Here is a 21,565-nt window from a genome sequence, read left to right on the forward strand (position 1 = left end):
CTCATTTCGTAAGTTTGTTTCTAGCAGTGAATCGTTCATAGCTAATGAAAATAAAAGGCACACTTATGAATTGAAGAAGAATTAAAATTGCAATATGAATTCATACTTTCCCTCTAAACATGTAATTAATTACAGTAAACAAGATTATTATACGCTCATCAAAATAAAAAGCACGCTCAATTTTGAGGGTGCTCTTGGTCAAATTAAATTATTTTTTTTCCCACCAGTCGTTATGCATCAACATCCATCCGGCTGCCACACAAAGGACAACCATGATTAGCAGAGTTAGTTCCCAACCAATTGGCGATTTCTCGAATGGCACATGCACGTTTTGCCCAAAGAAACCAAAGACGATTGCCGGAATCGTTAAGACAATTGAATAGATGGTCAAAAACCGCATTGTGTTATTTAGTTCCATGTCCAGAACTTTGGAGTAGGAAGAAGAAACTCGAGCAGTCATATCAGAAGTCATTGTGGCCATTTCTAGGCCCTGTTGAGCTTCGACAATAACATCGTTTAACATTTCCCCTTGCGCGGGGGTTAAGTCGGTTGAGTGGCGTTTTAATTCATTTAAGAGTGAAACGTTGCCTTTGACTGAGGTTAAGATGTAAACTAATCCAGTTTCAATAATCATAAACTCATTAATTGCTTTACGATTGGTTTTTACCCTAAGGTCAGCCTGGATTTGCTGCCGTTTTCGGTCGGCCAGTCTGATTGGTTTGAAATAGGCGACTGATAAACGATACAATAGGGGCAGCACTAAACTGAATTGATTATCGATGGCGGGATTAGGGCCTAATTTTTTGAGTTGTCCCTCAAACATTTCACGCACAAATTTGGTATGATCACCGGTAAATGAAATTAAGGTACCCTTGGTCAGCATGATGCCAACGGGCACTGTTTGGGCCTCATTTTCTTCGTCACCTTCATAATAAACATCAAAAATAATTAAGGTGATATTTGAGTTTGGGTCCACTTCAACACGGGCACGTTCGTCAGGATCCAAAACGTACCCTAGCATTTCACTAGTTACACCATATTCGTTGATTAATGTGCTGATTTCCGCTTCGGAAGGCGAGAGCACATTAATCCAAGTAAATTCATCATTTAAAGCTTGCGTCGTTAACATAACTGTTTCCCCCATGTGTAAATTCAATTTAACCATACCATTTTTCAATCTTGTTGTGTAGTTTAAGTCGCTTATAGAACGGAGGTATCAGCATGTGTACAAGCATTTATCAAGTCGCAATTGACGGCACACATGTTTTGTCACGAACGATGGACTGGCCTACTTTAGAGTCGAGTCCGGTCTTTATTCCAAGAAATTTCAAGTGGCATTCAGTCTATGATCATCACGAATATTCAAATCCATATGCATTTATCGGTGGTGGAAAAGTCACGCCGAATCGATCTGATGTCTCAGATGGGGTGAATGAATATGGATTGTGTGCGCAAAAATTAACCTTTGCCAATGGCACTCAATATAGCGAACAGCGCAATGACAGCAAAATTCAACTAGCGTCATTTGAATTTGTTTTCTGGGCGTTAGGTCATTTTAAATCAGTGCTTGATTTAGAACAAAACATCGAGCAAATTGAATTGATGACGGAAACTTTTAGTGATTTGAAATATGGTAAGCCGGAACTACACTTTGCATTTACCGATACGACCGGACGAACCATTGTACTGGAGCCAACGCAAATGCCAATGAGAATTATTGAAAATCCATTGGGAATTGTGACCAACGTGCCTCATTTTGAACGCCAAATTGAACGCTTAAAAGATTACGTCAATTTTACTGATGAATTTAATCAGGGTCAGGTGCCGTTGAATACAGCGAAAGTCACGACGGGTAATTTATCTGGGAAATCAATTCCACCGGGGTCATATTCACCTGGTGCGCGATTTATCCGGGCAGCTTATTTTAAAGAACGGGCCAATCAACCAATTGATGAAACCCAAGCGATTGTCAGCAGCTGGCACTTGTTAGATAGCGTCAGCGTACCACGGAACACGGAACATCAATCGACATATTCAGTCTATCGGGCCGCTACGGTTGCCGAATCAAAAAGTTATTATTTTCAGTCCTATCATCGAGAAGGGATTGTTAAATTAGTTTTGCGACCAGAAATGCTCTCATGGACCGAACCTAAAGTCTATGAAGTTAAAGATGAATTAGCCGTAAAAAAATTAAATTAAGTGAGAATGATATGTCAGCAAAACATTACACAATTGAAGAATCCATCACTGGCTTACAAATGCCAATGGCATTACGTGAACTGTTAGAAAAAGTTTGGTTATTGCCTAAAAAATATGTCCATTTTTTGCGCATTCGAGAAAACGTGACGGTGAATGGTAGTTATCAGACGATGAATTCCATCGTGAACAATCATGATGTGGTGCGAATGCATTTTTTAGGGGATGAATTTCGGACACCAACTTCGAATTATCAAATCGATGATCGTTTGGAGTTACCAGTTATCTTTGAAAATCGTGATTTGATGGTGGTAAATAAACCGGCAGGTATTAAGAGTCACCCGAACCAGGCGGATGAAAGGGGCACCTTAATGAATTTTGCTGCGGCATATTTAGCCCAAACCGATGAGGCACCTTTTATGGTTCATCGAATTGATCAGCAAACTAGTGGTGCAGTGATTATTGCTAAAAATCCAGTGGTCGTGCCAATTTTAGACCGACTGATTAGTAGTCATTTAATTAAACGTTCTTATTTAGCGATTTTGGATGGCCAGGTGGAACCAAAAACTGGCCTAATTAATGGCGCGATTGGTACTGATCCAATGGACGTCAGAAAAAGGAAAATTAATGGCGAAAATGCCCAAACGGCCGTGACGCATTATCATGTGCTTGCTGCCAACAAATTGCATTCCTTGGTGCGCTTAGACCTAGAAACGGGACGGACTCATCAAATACGGGTTCATTTGGCGTCAATTGGACATCCAATTGTGGGCGATCCATTGTATAATAATCAGCCACAATCTGGTGAAATGTTGTTACATGGATTTGAATTACAATTAGTAGTACCATTTAAAAATACTCAGCAAAAAATAAATGTTAAATATCCGGACTATTTTTATCGAGATATAGTACACTATAGTCTTAATTAAAACACGTAAGTGGAGGACGTAAATTGTCACTTTTAGGGAAATTATATGGTCCATTCTTTGATTTAGATAATTGGGCTCAAGTTATAACTTCGGGTCAAGATTGGTTGATAATTTTGTCATTAATCTTGATTGAATGTTTGTTGTCCGTTGATAACGCAATTGTGTTAGCAACACAGGCACGAGTTTTGCCAACCTTAAGACAACAAGAAAAAGCTTTGTTATATGGTTTGATTGGATCGTATATCTTTAGGTTCTTAATTATTGGAGTGGGTGTCTACCTAATTCATATTTGGGAAATTAAATTTATCGGTGCGGCTTATTTGATGTATCTTGTGTATAAGTTCTTCAGCAGCAAGCTCCGTGGTAAGAAAAAAGAATCCAACGTAAAATTAAAAACCGATAGTAAACGATCACTATTTTGGACAGTCATCGCACAAATTATTTTGATGGATATCATTTTTTCAGTTGATTCCGTGTTGGCTTCACTGGCCATTTCAACTAACCCTGTGATTGTGTTGATTGGTGGACTGGTGGGAATTCTTGCGATGCGGGGAATTGCAGTGGTCATTATGAACTTGATGCGTAAAGTGCCAGAATTGGAACCCATGGCATACGTCTTGATTGCCTTAATCGCGGTCAAATTATTCTTAACGATTCCAATGATTGATATCGAAATTTCATCAGGGGTATTTGGAGCCTTCGTGCTAGTCATGTTCCTGATTACGTTTATCATTCATTTCATTCGCCAACGTGCTAAAGGAGACGATTCAGATGGCAACGATAGCAACTAAAGAAAATTTTAGCGAAGTAACCGCCGGCCCAATTACCATTGTTGACTTTTGGGCTCCTTGGTGTGGACCTTGTAAAATGGTTGATCCAATTTTAGAACAATTAGAGCCCCAATTTGCCGACAAAATTAATTTTGTTAAAATGAATGTCGATGACAATCAAGAATTGGCTGAGCAGTTCAAAGTAATGAGTATCCCCAGCTTAGTCGTGTTTAAAAACGGCGTGGCTAAAGAAAAAATTACTGGTGTTTTCCCCAAAGAAAAACTAGAAAGATACTTTGAAAAGAAAATTGAAGAATAAATTCAGAGCGTGAAACTTCCCGGGAGCTCACGAGCACTAACGTGGCTACGAGCAATTGCGAAAAGCAATTGGAGTAGGTAAGTTAGGCGTAATGAGGTGGGAAGATGAGCGTATTTAGACCAGAGCGCGAAGCTTCCCGGGAGCTCACGAGCACTAACATGGCTACGAGCAATTGCGAAAAGCAATTGGAGTAGGTAAGTTAGGCGTAATGAGGTGGGAAGATGAGCGTATTTAAATCAGAGCGTGAAACTTTCCGGGAGCTCACGAGCACTAACAATTTAAATATATTAATTTTGAGAGAATAGCTGACATGTTATTCTCTTTTATTATGTGGTCGGTCCAATTTTAAATAATTATAATTAAATCCGAAAATGATAGATATTTATCGTTAATAATTTATAAAATAATATGAAAATATTGACAAATTAATTATATTTTTTATCCATAATCCTTGATTTTAGGTTAACGATTGCCGTAAAATAAGATAAAATAATGAAATCAGGGATGGATTATGTTAAATTATCGGCAACAAGATAAATGGGACAACGGCAATGAAGGATTCCAATCACCAATCAGTCTAATTTCCGATGATGTAATTAATAATCAAACTGATTGGCAGTTCGATATCAAAAGTCCGATTCTGGGGCAGTTGATTGAAGATTCAAATAATACGTTTAGAATTACTGGTACAGGCAATGTGACAATCAATCAAATCAATTTTCAATTTCAAGAATTGCATTTTCATGCGCCATCAGAACATTTAATTGATAAACAACAGTATCCAATGGAATGGCATTTTGTCTTTAAAACCAATGCTATGCAAACGATGGTGATTGGTAAAATGGCAACGGAAGGTAAAAGCAGTCCCGTTTTTGACAGTATTTTGGACGAGTATGTCTCTGGTGAGCAAACTAAATTATCCAAACATATCGATTTAACTCCTTTCCTACAAGGATTAGACCATGTTTACCATTATCAAGGTTCACTGACAACACCACCACTCACTCAAGGAGTAGAATGGTATGTAGGTAAAGATCCGTTTTCCTTATCAGAATTGCAAATTGAACGTTACCAGGATATATTTGCTTTACCAAATAACCGAAAAATACAGCCGATGAAGCACCGGCCGGTCAGTTTCGGAAAAATGTAAGGAGTTTTTCAAATGAAAATTGGATTCGTAGGCACGGGCGTAATGGGAACAGGGATTGTTAATAACTTTCTGAAGGCTGGGCATGATGTGACGGTTTACAGCCGGACAAAGTCAAAGGCACAACCTTTAATTGATAACGGCGCCAGTTGGGGTGATACTCCAGCAGCCGTTACGAGTGGACAAGATTTTGTCTTTACTATGGTTGGATACCCGAAAGATGTTGAAGATGTTTATATGGGTGAAAATGGCATCTTTTCCACCGCTACACCAGATCAAGTGCTGATTGAAATGACGACTAGCACACCTAGCTTGGCTATTAAATTGGGCCACTATGCGGACGAACACAATTTAAAAATTATCGATGCTCCTGTTTCCGGTGGGGATGTCGGTGCTAAAAATGCCACATTAACAATTATGGTTGGTGGGACTGATGCTGGCTTTCAGCAGGCACTTCCAGTGTTGAACCAAATTGGGCAGCAAGTGAAACGCTTTGGTGATTATGGTAGCGGTCAGCATACGAAAATGGCTAATCAAATTATGATTGCCGGCACGATGACCGGATTAACAGAAATGCTGGTCTACGCGAAGGCCGCTAAGTTAGATTTATCCGAAGTTTTGGATACACTTAGTTCTGGTGCAGCCGACAATTGGAGTATGGATAATTATGTCCCTCGAATTTTAAAACAGGATTATACGCCAGGGTTCTTTGCCAAACATTTTTTAAAGGATTTACGAATTACTTTGGATGAAGCAGACAAGATGGATATTCCATTGCCTGCCACTGAAAAAGCTAAAGAACTCTATGAACAACTCGTTGATGAAGAAAAATTAGGTAATGATGGGACTCAAGCACTTGTAAAACTGTGGTGGAGTTAATAATTGTTTAAGAGACAGCAGCTGTTGATTCAGGGCTGTTTTTGTTTTGTAAGGATTAATTAAAATTGGAGCAAACCAGTTTACGTTTGAAAGATTATATATTAATATAAGTCGATTAAGAGTAACTATGGAATTAAGGGGAATGGATTGAAACATAAATCAAGTCTAATGTGGCTCGCAGTTGTTTTAGGATTCATTTTTCTGCCAACCATAGATAATGACAATACAACTTTGGGAAAAACTGTTGAAAAATGGAATTCAGAAATTAATACCATTTTCACAGATATTAATGCTCGATTTAGTTCGACGGGCGTGATTAATCAAAATTCAGTTTCATCGAGTAAAGATTCATCGAGTGATGAAACGCCAATTGAAACAAATGTTCAAGGAAAGACGTTATCGAATACGTATTATTACCACTACGATAAAAACGTGTCTCAAGCGGTTAAGGACCAGTTCAATCAAGCTGTGAAAATTTACAATCGAACTGGGATTGTTAAGCTGGTTAAGGGTGATGGTACCGCTGAACAAAATCAGATTGAATTTTCGGTCTATCAAAAGACAATGGAAACTTCAGCTCTTCAAAATTCAATCGAGCTTGGTCATGGTGGGCCGGCCATTATTCAGCGAACTGGATGGGGTGCTTATACTGCCAACCATGCAATTGCAAGTTTGAATATTAAATATGCCAACTCAATTAAGCTATCAGTGGCAGTCCATGAGTTGGGCCATGCCTTAGGTTTGGATCATTCTAAGGATATTCAATCAGTCATGTACCCAACTGACCAAGGACGAACTACTTTGACGAATGCTGATATAAATGGGCTCAAAGCAATCTACGCAAAATCATAGAATGAAGGTGGATCTAGATGGAAATTTTATTAACGCCACTTGCCATGTCTGACGGTGCTAAATTTGGTATCGCAGCTGGTGTAATAGTGTTTATTTTGTTGTTTATTAAATTGATAATTGGATTCATAAAATTTTGTTTTCGGCATCCAATTTTGTTCGTCTTACTATTAATATTCGGTGGGCTTGGGATTGCCTTTAACGTGTTACTGGCAGGAATATTAATCGTGGCAGTAATTGCCGGTTTTGGGGTTCTGTCGTTGTTTAATGTATTCGATTTATAACAAATATCAAAAGGAGATTAGACAATTTTGCCTAATCTCCTTTTCTAATCGAGTTCAAATGATAAATCTAGTGGTATGACGTGATTGGTTAAATAACCTAATGAGATAAAATTTGCGCCGCAATGAGCATATGTTGCCAAATTATCTAACGTAATCCCGCCAGAAACTTCAATTTTAATGCTGTCGGGTACGCTTTGTTTCCATTCGCTGACGGTGGCTGGAGTTTGATTATCAAACATAATGATATCAACTCGGCTTTCAACAGCTAATTGTAATTCTGCTAGTGTTTCAACTTCGACTTCAATCGTTTTCGTTGGGCCAATTTCAGTACGAATTTGTCGAACCGTTGTGGGCAAATCGTTGATTAATTTCCAATGATTATCTTTGATCATCACCGAATCGTATAGTCCCATCCGATGATTGATGCCTCCGCCAGTGTGAACGGCGATTTTATCAAAGTACCGCAAACCAGGTGCGGTCTTTCGAGTGTCTAAGATTCCGATCGAAGAATCGTTTAATGTGTCAATTGCGTGTGAAGTGGCGGTTGCAATGCCGCTCATTCGTTGCATTAAATTTAGAATTAAACGTTCAGCGGTCAATAATGTATGTGCAGGTCCGTTCACTTTTCCAAATACATTACCAGAATTTAACCTTGTGCCATCGGTGAGAAGTGGCGTGTACTCAACTTTGTCGGAGAGTAGTTGGTAAATTGTACTTGGCAAAAATTGACCGGCTAAAATTCCGTTTGACTTAGCAACGAAGTATCCAGAGACAATCGGGTTTGGAAGTGAAACCACAGATAAATCGCCGGCACCAATATCTTCTTGGAGAAAGTTCATTAAGATGCTTGTTTCATACGATGAATTATTTTGCATTCGCCAAATCCTTTGCATAGGCATCGTCTTCTTTTGAAATTCCGGTCACTAGGATTAGAACTCCTACAATTAAAATTGCCACAAAACCTAACCAGATACTGGTAATGGAGAAATTAAATTCAAGTGCCATCCCCACGAGAAATGGGCCAACCACGGCACCAACCCGGCCAACTGCTTGGGCAGTGCCCATACCAGTCCCCCGAATTTCTTGAGGAAATTGACTGGGCGTTAAGGCAATCAATGTTCCCCAGGTACCGAGCATGAAGAATGAAAGGAACGCACCACAGACTAACACCATGGCATTGCTGGCAGCAACACCAAATGCTAGGGCGCTAATAATAGTGCCAAGTAAGTAAATAAACAGCACTCGTTTGCGACTTAATTTATCCAGTAAGTAAACGGCAAAGAAATAGCCAGGTAATTGCGCGAAACTAATTAAGAGCGTGTAACCAAAGCTATTGACGATTGGCAATCCACGCAAGACGAGCACGCTGGGCAACCAAAGAAACATGCCATAATAACTGAGCATGACGACGAACCAAAGTGCGCCTAACACAATCAATGGACGACGATGTTCTGAGCGCCAGAGTGAACGCAGTGTTTGTTTTGATTTTTGAGGTTTAAGTGGCTCATCGGATAAATGACGCCGCATAATAAAGGCAAAGATAACAGTGATTGAAGCGACGATGATGGTATAGCGCCAACCAATTTTGGGCATGACGAAAAATGAGAGTAGGGCTGCGATAATCCAACCAATAGCCCAAAAACTGTCAGCAACGACCAACATCTTAGCTTGCTTTTTTCCTTGAAAACGGTCGGCAACAGCGGTTGCGGCGACGGGTAATTCTCCGCCTAACCCAATCCCAGTTATAAAGCGAATCGCGATGAAGGCTGAGACATTTTGAGTTAAGGTCAGCAAGATATTACTCAATGAAAATAGGATCAACGTGCCAATTAACACGTTTTTACGACCATACTTATCAGCCAGCAAGCCACACAATGGGGCACCAACAACCATCCCCAGTGAAGTTGAAGCACTGACTAATCCTAATTGACCAGCAGTTAAGGACCATTCGACCTTTAACAGCGGCATGATAAATGATAATAAGGCAACATCCATGGCATCAAATAACCAGGCAGTACCGATGATAGCCATGAAGTAACGACTTGAACGTGACATTGAAATTCCTCCTATGATTGCTCTTTCTCTTAATAAAAGTAAAAAATACTTTTATTTGAATAAATAAAAAAGTACAATGTACTTTTATTGAGTACACCATACCACTGTCAATCTGAGGAATCAAGCTGGAAGATAAGCTAATTGATATTTACGTGCGGGACGCCCGGGACGATTACTAGTCGTGATGCCCACTTCAACAAATAAATGTTTATGATTTTTTTTGAAATTTGAATTATCAATTTGGTTGACATCTTTTTTCAAAAAAGCCGCATACACGCGCCGCGCTGATTTTAGTGTAAAACTGGTTCCCAGCATTAAGAGAATATTCGGTTGATAGTCTAGCTTATTTTTAATCCGGTCACAGGCCACCTTTAAAATCCATGAATGATCAAAGGCTAATTGATTGTCCGCTAGTTGATTCGCATCTAATTTGGCATAATATTCATCATGATTTGTGTCAGCAGCGGTTGCAAATTGTTGGTCACCGTTTGAAAAAAGATACTGACTCTCGTTGAATGACATCGCAAACCAACGGGCGTCGGTGGTGCCATAACCAGGATCCAGTTTGGGCATATCAGGTAGGAAGGTCATATAAGAAAGCGATAGTGACCGACTGCCTGGATAACGCGTCTGATGCGTGAAGGTGGCTAGTTGTTCAGTATGAAAATCGGCTAGCTCTAGTCCAATTTTCTCCTTAACGAGCCTTAACGCAGATTCGTCAGCATCTTCATTTGACCTTAAAAAAGTCTCTGGCAATGCCCAGCGATTTTCAAAGGGCCACTCTGACCGTTTGACTAGTAGCAAATTGACGCAATTTGAATCGTGGTCGAAGCTCCAGATTAAGTTAGTAATATTAATATATGGTCGTTCATTGACGGAAGTTTCTGTTGCCAAGTTATATGTCCACTTCTTTCGAGTATGATAAATTAATTGTAGCACATCAAAAATGGAAATCTGCGTTGAAATTAACATTTGGATTAACGGTCATAGACGTATGTTATCATACGTTGCAAGGAGGAGTTCTTAATGACTAAAAAATTGAGTTCTTATATCAACGCCTATCAACAACAATTAATGCAAGGAGATATTGAAGTGGCTTACGTGGCCTTACAGAAATATATCCGCTCGTTAAAAACTAATTTGGCAAAAGCATTATCGTCAGAGTATCAATTCGGTAATATTTCGCCGGGTAATTTAGATTATACTTATTTTCCATTTTTCACTCCTCGGATGCGCACGGATAAATTACGATTTGGATTGGTTTTGAATCATCAAGCCATGCAATTTGAGCTGTGGCTGCTGGGTCAAAATGAACAAGTCCATCTGCAGTATTGGAACCTTTTAAAAGCTACTCTGTGGAATGCAGAGCGTACTAGTATGCCGCGGTATTCAGTCCTAGAAGTAACGGTCAGTGCACAGCCTAATTTTGATGACTTAGAAACGTTAACGACAGAAATTATTAATCATACCATCAGCAATAGTGAGGAAATTTTAGCAACTCTCAACGAAATTAATCATGCCAAATGAAAAAGATAATCATTCAAAATTTGAATGGTTATCTTTTTGAGTGTGCGCCGCGAAGCTCAGTTATTTATGAAAACATCTTTTTAGTGGCACGAGCTAGAACTCTTGGATCCTTGTCAAAGCGAGGATTCTTGACGAGTTTTTCCATTGGTACCCCAGCGAAATGGTAAGCGCCAATTTCACCAGAACGGACGGCACTTTGTTCAGTGAAAACCATTTGGTAAGGTTGTTCAACAAATTCACCAGTGAAGGCTAAGTTAGTGGAGTGACGGGGAATCACTTCAGGACGATCAGTCTTCGCACGATTATTGAAGAGCGCCGAAGCATATGGCATGTAAACGGGAATGTTATTAATTACACTGTCAAAAATTTCTGTTTTCTTTTCCAAAATGTTGTGTGGACCTGGATCAACCTTTGCTAGTTGACCAACTAATTCTTCTAGCATTTCTTTACCAGTCATTTTGATGTACTGCTTGTCGACAAACTCACCGGTCCGGCGAGGATAAAGGAAGTATCCCCAGATAACTGTTTCGTTTGGTTTTTGAGTCATGAAGTGGGGTTGATGGTGAACCACAATCGACATATTGATGTCTTCATGACCTAAGGCAGTGATTGGGGTGGTCGAAAGGAATGAATTTAAGGCATTTCCGGGTACTTGGGTGGTAATGCGAGTAATTTCATTTAATAAAATGTGGTTATTGGTCGTTAAGGTAAAGCTGACCCATTCGCTGGCATCTCTGTCGGCAAAAAACTTGTCGGGATTACCAAGGTTGTAGAAACGTTCGGCTGCTTTCTTCCACAAACCGGATGCAGCACCATAGTCCATATTTTCACTGACAGGCGTGTTGTAATCGCCCATGGTCGCAGAATCCGTAATTGAACCATTGGTGAAGAAGACGGCTGTGTCTGAGTCAACTTCAATTGATTCAGTCTCATCAGTTTCAGTGTTAACCATTTCTAAGCCCGTTACTGTAATTTCATCTTGCATTGGGGTGTCTAAGAAATCAAAATCAGTAACGCGCCGATTCAAAACAATCTTGCAGCCCTGGTCCTTCAGATAGTTAATAATTGGAAGCATGATACTTTCGTATTGATTGTAACGAGTCCGGTTGACGCCAACTAAATGTTCGATTTGAGTAAATTCGTAAATCATTTGATGCATGTAGCGCCGTAATTCCTGAACGGAACTCTTGGTTCTAAATGCAAAAGTAGTTTCCCACATGTACCAGAAGTTAGTTTGGAACATATGAGGATCATTCTTAAAATATTCCGCGATGGTAATGTTATCTAATTTTTCTTCGTCCTTGTCAGGCATCATGACTAATTTTGATAACAAGACCCGGTCTTTGTTATTTAAACCTAAATGACCACCATTGATGATACCTTTGCCACCTTGTAATAAACGTGCTTTATCAAACGTCCGGTGTTTACCATCAAAATCAAGGGTATCTTCGGCCGCGGTCATCCCATCCTCAGTTGCAGAAGGAATCCGTTGAAGTAAGTCCATCAAATCAACGTAGGTTCTGTAGTTGAGCATCCGACCACCACGAGCGACATAGCCCGTCGTATTAGCCATTTCTTGATTCTTGTTCCAATATTCGTCAGTTGTTTCGTCGGTAGGGGCACCGTCATTTGAACCGTGATCATCAAGTGAATAAAAGGTGATATTCTCTCCAGACCAGTGACCTTCTTGAATCAGATAAACCGCTGCAGACATGTTTGCGAGACCTGCACCAATCATTATTGCTTTATGTTTAATCATGATATTGACCTCCTGAATATGAAATTGAATTCGGGTTTAGTATAAAACACGCATTTGTTAATTGCAATCATTATGTACATCAACCATTTCATGCGGTTAATCATTTACAAGGGTTTAACATCAACCTTTGGCACTGGTGAAACGAGATAGCTACCACCAACATTACAAATAAAAAAACTACCCAACTAGTGGTTTAGTTAGGTAGCCATGTTTTATTCTTCGAAGTACGAATATAATTTTTCCAAGGTGAGAGCTGCTTTGTCATTCCCGGTTAAATCGGCGACAATTTTGCCATCGGTTAGCACAATCAAGCGATTACCGTAAGTCAAGGCATCTTCTAAGTGATGCGTAATCATTAAGGCGGTCAGATGATCTTCGCGGATTCGTTCATCCGTCGTGATTAACAGTTGACGGCTGGTTTTAGGATCAAGCGCAGCCGTATGTTCGTCCAATAGTAGAATATCTGGTTTTTTCAACGTTGCCATCAAAAAACTTAAGGATTGGCGTTGCCCACCAGATAGATTGCCGGTGGCGGTATTCATCCGTTTTTCCAGGCCGTTTTTCATTTTACCTGCAAATTCAGTGAGTTCAGGCAGTTGTTGTTTTAACTTACGAGAACGAAGACCGTGTGAATCACCACGCTTTTTGGCGAGCAATAAGTTTTCGGCGACGGTCATTCGGGGTGCGGTGCCTAGTTTAGGATCTTGGAAAACGCGACTCAAAAAGCGAGTGCGAGACTCTTCGGATTCCTTTGAGATATCCTGCCCGTGCAATAAGATTTGACCACTATCAAGCGACAAGTTACCACCAATGATATTAAAGAGGGTGGATTTACCGGCACCGTTAGCACCGACGATTGTAATAAAATCACCTTCGTTAATGGTCAGATTTAAAGCTTTTAAAATTTGTGTTTCAGAAGAAGTCCCTTTGTTGACCACGGTGGTGGCATTTTTAATTTCTAAAATTGGCTTAGTCATTCACTTTTACCCCCTTTGATATAACCGTATCAAGATGGAGTGTTTTGCTCAATTGTGGTAACATCATGCAAATTGCGAGCACGATAGATGATAGGAGGTTCAAATCGTTGGCGCTGAATCCAATTTGGAGGACGGCCAGTAATAAGAGCCGATAAATGATACTACCAAGGGTCACAGCGACTAACCGTTGCGTTAAAGTTAATTCGCCAAACACCACTTCACCAATAATGATGGAAGCTAAGGCAATGACGATGGTCCCAATCCCCATATTGATATCAGCGTAACCATTACTTTGAGCAATGAGAGCACCACAACCGCCGACCATGGCGTTGGACACCATTAGTCCCATGATTTTCATGTTATCGGTGTGAATCCCTAATGATTTTGCCATTTTTTCATTATCACCAGTGGCAATGAAGGCTTGGCCTAAATCGGTTTGGAGGAAAAAGACTAGCAATAAGGTGATGACCGCAATCACAACCATCCCCAACACTACACTGTCATAGTAAGTTGGTAAACTCTTTAAAAAGTCAGTTTTCAACAGCGTGTCATGTCCCAAAAGGGAGGTGTTTGATTTACCCATGATCCGTAAGTTGACCGAATAGGCAGCGGTCATGACTAAGATTCCGGCGAGTAAAATTGGAATCCGGCCTTTGGTATATAGTAAGCCGGTAATTAATCCAGCAGCCATGCCTGCCAACATAGCTAATAAGGTCGCCACGATGGGTGACATTCCGTTAACAATCGCAGTTACTCCAACGGCGGCACCGAGTGGAAAGGTTCCTTCAACCGTCATATCCGCAATATCCAGTATTCTAAATGTTAAAAATAATCCGAGTCCTAAGATAGCCCATAACAGGCCTTGCCCAATGGCAGATACAATTAATCCCATTATTTGAAGACCTCCCCATCAGTTTGTGCTTCTTTCAAGAATTTAGCAGGAACAGTAATTCCTAATTTCTTGGCTTGTTTCAAATTTACCGTGGCATCCCCATGACGAATATAGTCAATCGGGGTGTCTTTAGTGGTAATCTTACCCTTTAAAATTTGGCCGGCAATTTTACCACCACGAACGCCTAATTTATATTGGTTAATACTATAGGTTGCTAAGCCACCGTCTTTAACCATCGTATCGACGGTTGGAAAGATTGGTTTCTTGGCTGCATTAGCGTTGTTGACCAAGGTTTGCATGGCGCCGGCAATTGTATTGTCAGTGGGGACAAAGACCGCATCCACTTCAGTCAACATTTGTTGGGACACCTGATTTAAATCATTACTATTGGAAATTGAATAAGTTTTGACATTGACATTTTCTGCTTTACAAATGGCGACAAACTTCTTTTCCTCCGTCACTGCGGAACTATCACTCGAAGTATAGATGACGCCAAGAGTTTGCATATTGGGCATGAAATCTTTAATCAGTTGTAATTGTTCTTTCAAAGGTGCTTGATCAGAAATCCCAGTGATATTTCCACCTGGCTTCTTGTTGTTTTTGACTAGTCCGGCATCTTTAGGGTCGGTCACGGCGCCAAGGACAATAGGAATCTTACTGGTAGCATTGGCGAGGGCTTGAGCCGCTGGGGTCGTGATTCCAATTAAAATATCCGAATTTTCGTTGACCAGTTTTGAACTCATCGTCTTTAAGTTACTTTGATCACCTTGGGCATTTTGATAATCAATTTTAATGTTTTTGCCATCGGTGTAACCTTCGTCTTTTAAGCCCGCGACTACTCCTTTATGAATTTGGTCGAGCGCAGGATGATGCATTAAGGTCAAGATGCCGACCTTAGGTGTTTTATTCGTGGCAAAACCACCACCTTGAAAATAACCAATTCCAAGTAAAACAAGAATAATAGCAATAAAACCGTACATTCTTTTCATTAGTTACGTTTCCTCCATTATATAAATAGTGTGTGACAACATCCGGGAAACACCGAGCATTAGCGAAAAAATATAGAAGCTTCGGTAAGGAAGCGAGATATTTAAAGTTAAGAGAGGTGGTTGGATGGTGGAGCATGATTCAAATAGTGTGTGACAACATCCGGTAAGCACCGAGCATTAACGAAAAAATATAATTGCCTAAGACAGTAGAAAAGCCTACCGGTTAACCCGAGGTAGGCACATGAATTATTAATAGGAACATTAGCAATTTTAATGTTGTCTTAATCAATTTAATTATAAGGAATGAAAGAGAGAGTGTCAATTTGGTATCATTGAGATTATAATTTATGTAATAATGCATTATAAAAATAATTATATCAGTTAATATAGCTGATAAAGTAGAATTTAATGGCGTTTTAATGCCAAATTTAAAATTATAAATATATTTATGAAATAAATTTTGTGTAAGTCAAACGTTGACGTAATAGGGATATTGAGTTTTTTTTGCCAAAAATCGCCAATCTACTGATTGCAATAATTTGTCACCTCAGTATGATAGTAACAAATCAATTAAGACAGGAGAACGAGAATGACAGTTTATAACTTTTCAGCCGGACCTGGCGTAATGCCAACAGAAGTAATTAATCAAATTCGGGAAGATTTACCTTCGTATAAAAATAGTGGAATGAGTGTGATGGAAATTAGTCATCGTTCTCCACTGTATGAAGATTTAGAACTTGAGGCGGAACAAGATTTACGTGATTTAATGCATATTGGTGATGATTATGCGGTTCTTTTCCTACAAGGTGGAGGAACCCTACAATTCACGAGTGTGCCACTAAACCTAGCCACCAATTACCACAAGGTGAGGTACGCGAATTCAGGCTATTTTTCAAAAAAAGCGATTGAAGCAGCAAAACGAATCCAAGGCTTAGATGTGCAAGTAATTGAAAATGATGAAGTGGGTAGCAAATTACCAACCATTCCAACCACCATTGATGATCAGTTAGATTATTTATATTTAACGACCAACAATACTATCGAAGGAACCACTTATCATCAAGCACCTAACGTCAATCAACCATTAGCAGTTGATATGTCATCTAATATTTTGGCGGAACCATACAATGTAAATGATTTTGATTTAATCTTTGCCGGCGCGCAAAAAAATATTGGGCCAGCGGGGATGACCGTCGTCATTGTGAAGCGAGGAAAGCTTGTTGAACAACAATTACTCTCTGATGTGATGGATTATCGGATTGAGGATGCCAAACACTCATCATTCAATACGCCACCGGTTTTTAATACTTATGCGGCAGGACTTACGTTTAAGTGGTTGAAGAAGTTTGGCGGGGTAGATGCCATTTATCAACAAAATTTAGAACAAGCAGCCATGTTGTACGACTTTTTAGATAACTCAAAAGTCTTTCATAACGATGTGCCATTGGCAGAACGTTCAATTACTAATCCGGTCTTTAAAACGGATAGTAAGGCATTGGATCAAGAATTTATTGCGCAAGCCAAGGAACATGGCTTAGTTAACTTAGGCGGTCATCGAATTGTCGGTGGGATGCGGACAAGTTTATATAATGCCATGCCAACTGCTGGTGTAAAGAAATTAATTGAAGAATTAAAACAATTTGAATTGACTCATGGGGGAAAATAGAATGTATCAGATTAAAACTTATAACGTAATTTCAAATGTTGGATTAGCTGTCTTTCCTAAAGATAAATATGAAATTAATGGGGTTGCTGAACCAGATGCCCTCTTGATTAGAAGCCAAAATCTACATCGTGGGGTCTTGCCAGTCAGTTTGTTAGCGATTGGGCGTGCCGGCGCGGGCGTTAATAACATTCCGCTGGATAAAGCCAGTGAAAATGGAGTGGTGGTCTTTAATGCTCCTGGTGCAAACTCTAATGCAGTGAAGGAACTAATCATTGCAGTGTTGATCATGGCTGCCCGGCCAATTATTCCAGCGATTAATTGGGTCAGCACCTTAAATTCAGGTGAAGACGCAGACGTGACCTTGCAAGCTGAATCTGGCAAAAACCATTTTCGGGGGACTGAACTGGCTGGCAAAAAGTTGGGCGTAATTGGTTTAGGCGCAGTTGGCTCAAAGGTGGCCGATACGGCTCAACAACTGGGGATGGACGTGATTGGATATGATCCTTACATTTCGGTTGAACATGCATGGCAAGTTTCAAGCGACATTCCTCGGGCCAGTTCTATTGAAGATGTGCTTAAAGATAGTGATTACGTGACGATTCATATCCCATATACTGAAAAGAATAAGGATTTGATTAGCGCAAAAGAATTGTTAACGATGAAAAAAGGTGCTGTTTTATTGAATTATTCTCGAGATGGCATTGTTGAAGAAGCACCTGTTTTGGCAGCCTTAGAATCTGGCCAAATTAGTCAGTATTGGACTGATTTTGCCTCAGATGCACTCGTTGCTCACGAAAAAGTTGTGGTTACTCCCCATTTAGGTGGAACTACACAAGAAGCTGAAGATAATTGTGCGGAGATGGTGGCACATACTTTACGGAAGTATTTGGAGACTGGAGAAATTGAACATTCAGTTAACTTCCCCGCAGTCTATATGCCATTTAACTCTCCATACCGATTAACGTTGTTACATCAAAATGTGCCAAGCATGGTTGGTAAAATTACAACCGTTTTGGCGGAATTAAATATTAATATTGCCAACATGATTAACTCTTCAAAAGGCGATTATGCTTACACGATGATTGACGTTGACGCGATGGATGAAGGCCTATATGCAGATTTTGAACAAAAATGTTTAGATATCGATGCCATCATTAGGGTCCGTGGATTGAAAAAAACGGTTAACGATTAAAAACAAATGAAAAAATGGCGTTGACATTTTAATAAAGCATTAGGTATAATGTAGTCATTGATTTAATAGATGAACGCATTGATAGATGGAATAGTTAGTAGTGAATTTTTTAGAAAGCATCGTTGCTGAAAAGATGTAAATTCCTGTCTACGAAAGATTTATCGATTTCTTAATCTTTTTCGAGAGATTATGGGAAGACACCCATTATAAAGTCGGAGATTTATTGCTTACTGATAGATCTTGATAAGTTGGTACATGTGAATGGACCAAAAACATGGGTGGTAACACGCGGAAGCGTCCTTGTCGTATTTATACGATGAGGACGCTTTTTTATTAAATCAACATAGCAAAATGAAAACACATAATAACAACACATATTTAGTAAACACACATAGCGTCAAACATAGAAGTACCATATTCAGCACACATAATTAATTTAATGCAAAGGGGATAATTCAATGACATATAGAACAACAAACGTAAATTGGCCCCATTTAATGGTGCTGTTTGAAACATCACAACAATTCGTGTTATTGTAATTTATGAGAAGATATAGCTGGTAGATATTATTCTGCCAGCCTTTTTTTGTAGTAAAAGATTAAATTAATTTAGTGAAATTAATGATTTAAACAAAACCGAGATACTTTATGCAATAATAACAAAATAGACATACCAAAATTAGAAATCAAAAATCAAAGGAAATGAGCTGGATAAAATGGTTGAATCAATTAACACAAAAGTTGAACTTGTCGAAAAAGCCACATCCTATTTGGGTGCGGGTACGTATGGCCAATTGATGGTTGGTGACAAAGGATTTGAATTTTTTAACGATAAAAATGTGCGGGACTACATCCAAATTCCTTGGGAAGAAGTTGATTCAGTTATCGCTTCGGTCATTTTTGGTGGGAAGACAATCCCACGCTTCGCTATTAAGACCAAGGCCAACGGAACATATACCTTCTCTTCAAAGGATGCGAAGGCCACATTACGTGCCATTCGAAATCATATGGACCCAAATAAAATGGTACGCTCACTGAGTTTTTGGGACGTAGTCAAACGCTCCGTAAGTAATATATTTCACAAGAAAAATAAGAACAAATAAATGAACATAAAATCAAAAAATGATCAGATTGACAAACAACACGTACGACTGTAAAATGAAAGCGTATTCAAAAATACCAACAATTTGCGAGTTTACTAAAATTATTTTATTCTTATCGCAAAAATAAGCATTTTATATGTTTACCATGCGGTTTCGTAGCTCGTTTCTTGTTGAAGCTGTCAATTTGAAAAGGAGGTTAGTAAGGATGGTTGGAATAATCATTACAAGTCATGGCGCTTTTGCAGAAGGGATTCTTCAATCTGGAAATATGATTTTCGGAGAACAAGAAAATGTTAAAGCAGTTACACTGCAACCCAGTGAAGGCCCAGATGATTTTAAAAAGAAGCTTGAAGATGCTATCCAAAGTTTGGATAACACAGATCAAATTCTTTTCTTAGTTGATTTATGGGGTGGCACTCCATTTAATCAAGTTAACAACCTATTTGAAGCCCACAAAGATACATGGGCTGTTGTCACAGGTTTGAATTTGCCATTATTAGTTGAAGCATACGGTGCTCGTATGTCTTCTGAGAGCAGTCACGACATTGCTGCTCAAATTGCCCCAGTGGGACAAGATGGTGTTAAAGTTCGTCCTGAGGAATTACAGAAGGCTCGGACTGCTGCACCACAAGCTGCATCAACAGCTAATGCAGGTGCACCAGGGAAGATGTCTTATGTCTTAGCACGAATTGACACCCGGTTGTTACACGGTCAAATTGCCACAGCTTGGACGAAAGCAGTTAATCCAACACGGATTATTGTTGTTTCAGATGCAGTTGCGAAAGATGACTTGCGGAAGAATTTGATTCAACAGGCTGCACCAGTTGGCGTGCATGCACACGTTGTGCCAATCGACCACATGATTGAGTTGGCTAAAGATGATAAGCACTTCGGTAACGAACGTGTGATGTTACTCTTTGAAACACCTCAAGATGCTTTGAGAGCAGTTGAGGGTGGAGTTGATGTTGGAACAATTAACGTTGGTTCAATGGCTCACGCAGTTGGTAAAGTTCAACCAAATAAAGTGCTTGCTTTTGATCAAGACGACATTGATACTTTTGGAAAACTAGCCAAAGACGGCATCAAGTTTGATGTTCGTAAAGTGCCTGGTGACTCAAAAGATAATATGGATGAAATCTTGAAGAAGGCACAAAACGAATTAAATAATGAGAAAAAATAGGAGAAAAGAAGGAGGTTCAACATTATGAGTTTGAATTTTATTCAAATTATTTTAGTAATATTTGTATCTTTCTTAGCTGGTATGGAAGGTATTCTGGATGAATTCCATTTCCATCAACCAGTTATTGCCTGTACATTAATTGGATTAGTTACTGGACAATTATTACCATGTTTGATTTTAGGTGGTACCTTGCAACTAATCGCTCTTGGTTGGGCAAATATTGGGGCCGCTGTTGCTCCCGATGCTGCTTTGGCCGCTGTTGCATCCGCAATTATTTTAGTTTTGGGTGGCCAAGGAAAAGCCGGAGTTAACTCAGCTATCGCTATTGCCGTTCCTTTGGCTGTTGCTGGTTTACTTCTTACAATCATCGTTCGTACGATTGCTACTGCGATTGTGCATTTGATGGATAAAGCTGCTGAAAATGCAAACTTCAGAGTAATTGAATTTTGGCACATTTTTGCCATCTGTCTACAAGGACTTCGTATTGCTATCCCAGCCGGCTTAATCTTAGCTGTTGGTGCTGGCCCAGTGAAATCAATGCTAAATGCTATGCCTGGTTGGTTAACTGATGGTCTTGCCGTTGGTGGTGGTATGGTTGTTGCTGTTGGTTACGCAATGGTTATCAACATGATGGCAACCAAAGAAGTTTGGCCATTCTTTGCAATTGGTTTCGTCTTTGCCACAATCACTGATTTAACATTGATTGCTTTAGGTACAATCGGATTAGCCGTTGCATTAATTTATCTGACACTTTCTAAAACTGGTGGTAGCAGCAATGGAGGCGGCGGTGCAAATACCGGCGATCCGTTAGGCGATATCATCGATAAATATTAAATAAATTGAAAGGAGGAAT

General features: G+C 39.6%; 22 protein-coding genes. 14 read left to right on the top strand and 8 right to left on the bottom strand.

Annotated features, from left to right (window positions below; all coding sequences use genetic code 11):
- Window positions 1-208: 208 nt before the first annotated feature.
- Complete coding sequence (locus F0161_RS02455) at window positions 209-1,129, bottom strand: magnesium transporter CorA family protein (RefSeq protein WP_150203578.1); 921 nt, start codon at window positions 1,127-1,129, stop codon at window positions 209-211.
- Between the two features lie 92 nt (window positions 1,130-1,221).
- On the opposite strand from F0161_RS02455, the gene F0161_RS02460 reads away from it, so the two are divergent.
- From F0161_RS02460 to F0161_RS02495, 8 genes are all read left to right on the top strand, one after another.
- Window positions 1,222-2,199, top strand: coding sequence for a choloylglycine hydrolase family protein (locus F0161_RS02460; protein WP_137601523.1), 978 nt, complete (start codon window positions 1,222-1,224; stop codon window positions 2,197-2,199).
- Between the two features lie 11 nt (window positions 2,200-2,210).
- A complete protein-coding gene (locus F0161_RS02465; RefSeq protein WP_150203580.1) occupies window positions 2,211-3,125 on the top strand; it encodes an RluA family pseudouridine synthase in 915 nt (304 codons plus the stop codon).
- A 23-nt stretch (window positions 3,126-3,148) separates the two neighbouring features.
- On the top strand, window positions 3,149-3,916 hold the full coding sequence (locus F0161_RS02470; protein WP_150203582.1) for a TerC family protein: 768 nt from the start codon (window positions 3,149-3,151) through the stop codon (window positions 3,914-3,916).
- Complete coding sequence (gene trxA, locus F0161_RS02475; RefSeq protein ID WP_137601520.1) at window positions 3,897-4,214, top strand: thioredoxin; 318 nt, start codon at window positions 3,897-3,899, stop codon at window positions 4,212-4,214. The genes F0161_RS02470 and trxA overlap by 20 nt, the downstream gene beginning before the upstream one ends.
- A gap of 511 nt (window positions 4,215-4,725) precedes the next feature.
- On the top strand, window positions 4,726-5,364 hold the full coding sequence (locus F0161_RS02480; protein ID WP_150203584.1) for a carbonic anhydrase family protein: 639 nt from the start codon (window positions 4,726-4,728) through the stop codon (window positions 5,362-5,364).
- Window positions 5,365-5,376: 12 nt separating this feature from the next.
- Complete coding sequence (locus F0161_RS02485) at window positions 5,377-6,240, top strand: NAD(P)-dependent oxidoreductase (protein ID WP_150203586.1); 864 nt, start codon at window positions 5,377-5,379, stop codon at window positions 6,238-6,240.
- A 147-nt stretch (window positions 6,241-6,387) separates the two neighbouring features.
- Complete coding sequence (locus F0161_RS02490) at window positions 6,388-7,092, top strand: matrixin family metalloprotease (protein WP_225423177.1); 705 nt, start codon at window positions 6,388-6,390, stop codon at window positions 7,090-7,092.
- Window positions 7,093-7,109: 17 nt separating this feature from the next.
- Window positions 7,110-7,373 (top strand): hypothetical protein, encoded by a 264-nt coding sequence (locus tag F0161_RS02495; RefSeq protein ID WP_150203588.1) that lies wholly within the window; start codon window positions 7,110-7,112, stop codon window positions 7,371-7,373.
- A gap of 44 nt (window positions 7,374-7,417) precedes the next feature.
- Here the strand turns inward: F0161_RS02495 and nadC are convergent, their stop codons facing one another.
- The 3 genes from nadC to F0161_RS02510 form a co-directional block, all read right to left on the bottom strand.
- Window positions 7,418-8,248 carry a carboxylating nicotinate-nucleotide diphosphorylase gene (gene nadC, locus F0161_RS02500; RefSeq protein WP_225423179.1) on the bottom strand — a complete coding sequence of 277 codons (831 nt, stop codon included), beginning with the start codon at window positions 8,246-8,248 and terminating at the stop codon, window positions 7,418-7,420.
- Window positions 8,238-9,428: an MFS transporter gene (locus F0161_RS02505; RefSeq protein ID WP_150203590.1), complete on the bottom strand. Its 1,191-nt coding sequence runs from the start codon at window positions 9,426-9,428 to the stop codon at window positions 8,238-8,240. The genes nadC and F0161_RS02505 overlap by 11 nt, the downstream gene beginning before the upstream one ends.
- 120 nt (window positions 9,429-9,548) lie before the next feature.
- Window positions 9,549-10,322, bottom strand: coding sequence for an NrtR DNA-binding winged helix domain-containing protein (locus F0161_RS02510; RefSeq protein WP_225423230.1), 774 nt, complete (start codon window positions 10,320-10,322; stop codon window positions 9,549-9,551).
- Window positions 10,323-10,454: 132 nt separating this feature from the next.
- Between F0161_RS02510 and F0161_RS02515 the strand changes: the two genes are divergently transcribed.
- Window positions 10,455-10,955 carry a DUF7000 family protein gene (locus F0161_RS02515; RefSeq protein WP_150203594.1) on the top strand — a complete coding sequence of 167 codons (501 nt, stop codon included), beginning with the start codon at window positions 10,455-10,457 and terminating at the stop codon, window positions 10,953-10,955.
- Window positions 10,956-11,019: 64 nt separating this feature from the next.
- Here the strand turns inward: F0161_RS02515 and F0161_RS02520 are convergent, their stop codons facing one another.
- The 4 genes from F0161_RS02520 to trpX all read right to left on the bottom strand — a co-directional run bounded on the left by F0161_RS02520 (window position 11,020) and on the right by trpX (window position 15,572).
- Window positions 11,020-12,714, bottom strand: coding sequence for an oleate hydratase (locus F0161_RS02520; RefSeq protein ID WP_150203596.1), 1,695 nt, complete (start codon window positions 12,712-12,714; stop codon window positions 11,020-11,022).
- A gap of 212 nt (window positions 12,715-12,926) precedes the next feature.
- Window positions 12,927-13,691 (bottom strand): ABC transporter ATP-binding protein, encoded by a 765-nt coding sequence (locus F0161_RS02525; RefSeq protein WP_150203599.1) that lies wholly within the window; start codon window positions 13,689-13,691, stop codon window positions 12,927-12,929.
- Window positions 13,684-14,583 (bottom strand): ABC transporter permease, encoded by a 900-nt coding sequence (locus tag F0161_RS02530; protein ID WP_150203600.1) that lies wholly within the window; start codon window positions 14,581-14,583, stop codon window positions 13,684-13,686. The genes F0161_RS02525 and F0161_RS02530 overlap by 8 nt, the downstream gene beginning before the upstream one ends.
- Window positions 14,583-15,572, bottom strand: coding sequence for a tryptophan ABC transporter substrate-binding protein (gene trpX / locus F0161_RS02535; protein ID WP_150203602.1), 990 nt, complete (start codon window positions 15,570-15,572; stop codon window positions 14,583-14,585). The genes F0161_RS02530 and trpX overlap by 1 nt, the downstream gene beginning before the upstream one ends.
- Before the next feature lie 589 nt (window positions 15,573-16,161).
- Here trpX and serC point away from each other — a divergent pair.
- The 5 genes from serC (at window position 16,162) to F0161_RS02560 (ending at window position 21,546) form a co-directional block, all read left to right on the top strand.
- On the top strand, window positions 16,162-17,238 hold the full coding sequence (serC, locus tag F0161_RS02540; protein WP_150203604.1) for a 3-phosphoserine/phosphohydroxythreonine transaminase: 1,077 nt from the start codon (window positions 16,162-16,164) through the stop codon (window positions 17,236-17,238).
- Between the two features lies 1 nt (window position 17,239).
- Window positions 17,240-18,430 (top strand): phosphoglycerate dehydrogenase, encoded by a 1,191-nt coding sequence (locus tag F0161_RS02545; protein ID WP_150203606.1) that lies wholly within the window; start codon window positions 17,240-17,242, stop codon window positions 18,428-18,430.
- A 715-nt stretch (window positions 18,431-19,145) separates the two neighbouring features.
- Window positions 19,146-19,532, top strand: coding sequence for a DUF956 family protein (locus F0161_RS02550; RefSeq protein ID WP_137601506.1), 387 nt, complete (start codon window positions 19,146-19,148; stop codon window positions 19,530-19,532).
- Window positions 19,533-19,737: 205 nt separating this feature from the next.
- Window positions 19,738-20,712, top strand: coding sequence for a mannose/fructose/sorbose PTS transporter subunit IIA (locus F0161_RS02555; protein WP_150203608.1), 975 nt, complete (start codon window positions 19,738-19,740; stop codon window positions 20,710-20,712).
- 24 nt (window positions 20,713-20,736) lie between these two features.
- Window positions 20,737-21,546, top strand: coding sequence for a PTS mannose/fructose/sorbose transporter subunit IIC (locus F0161_RS02560; RefSeq protein ID WP_150203610.1), 810 nt, complete (start codon window positions 20,737-20,739; stop codon window positions 21,544-21,546).
- The last annotated feature ends 19 nt before the right edge of the window (window positions 21,547-21,565 follow it).

This window comes from Paucilactobacillus nenjiangensis, assembly GCF_008632615.1.
Lineage (GTDB): Bacteria > Bacillota > Bacilli > Lactobacillales > Lactobacillaceae > Paucilactobacillus > Paucilactobacillus nenjiangensis.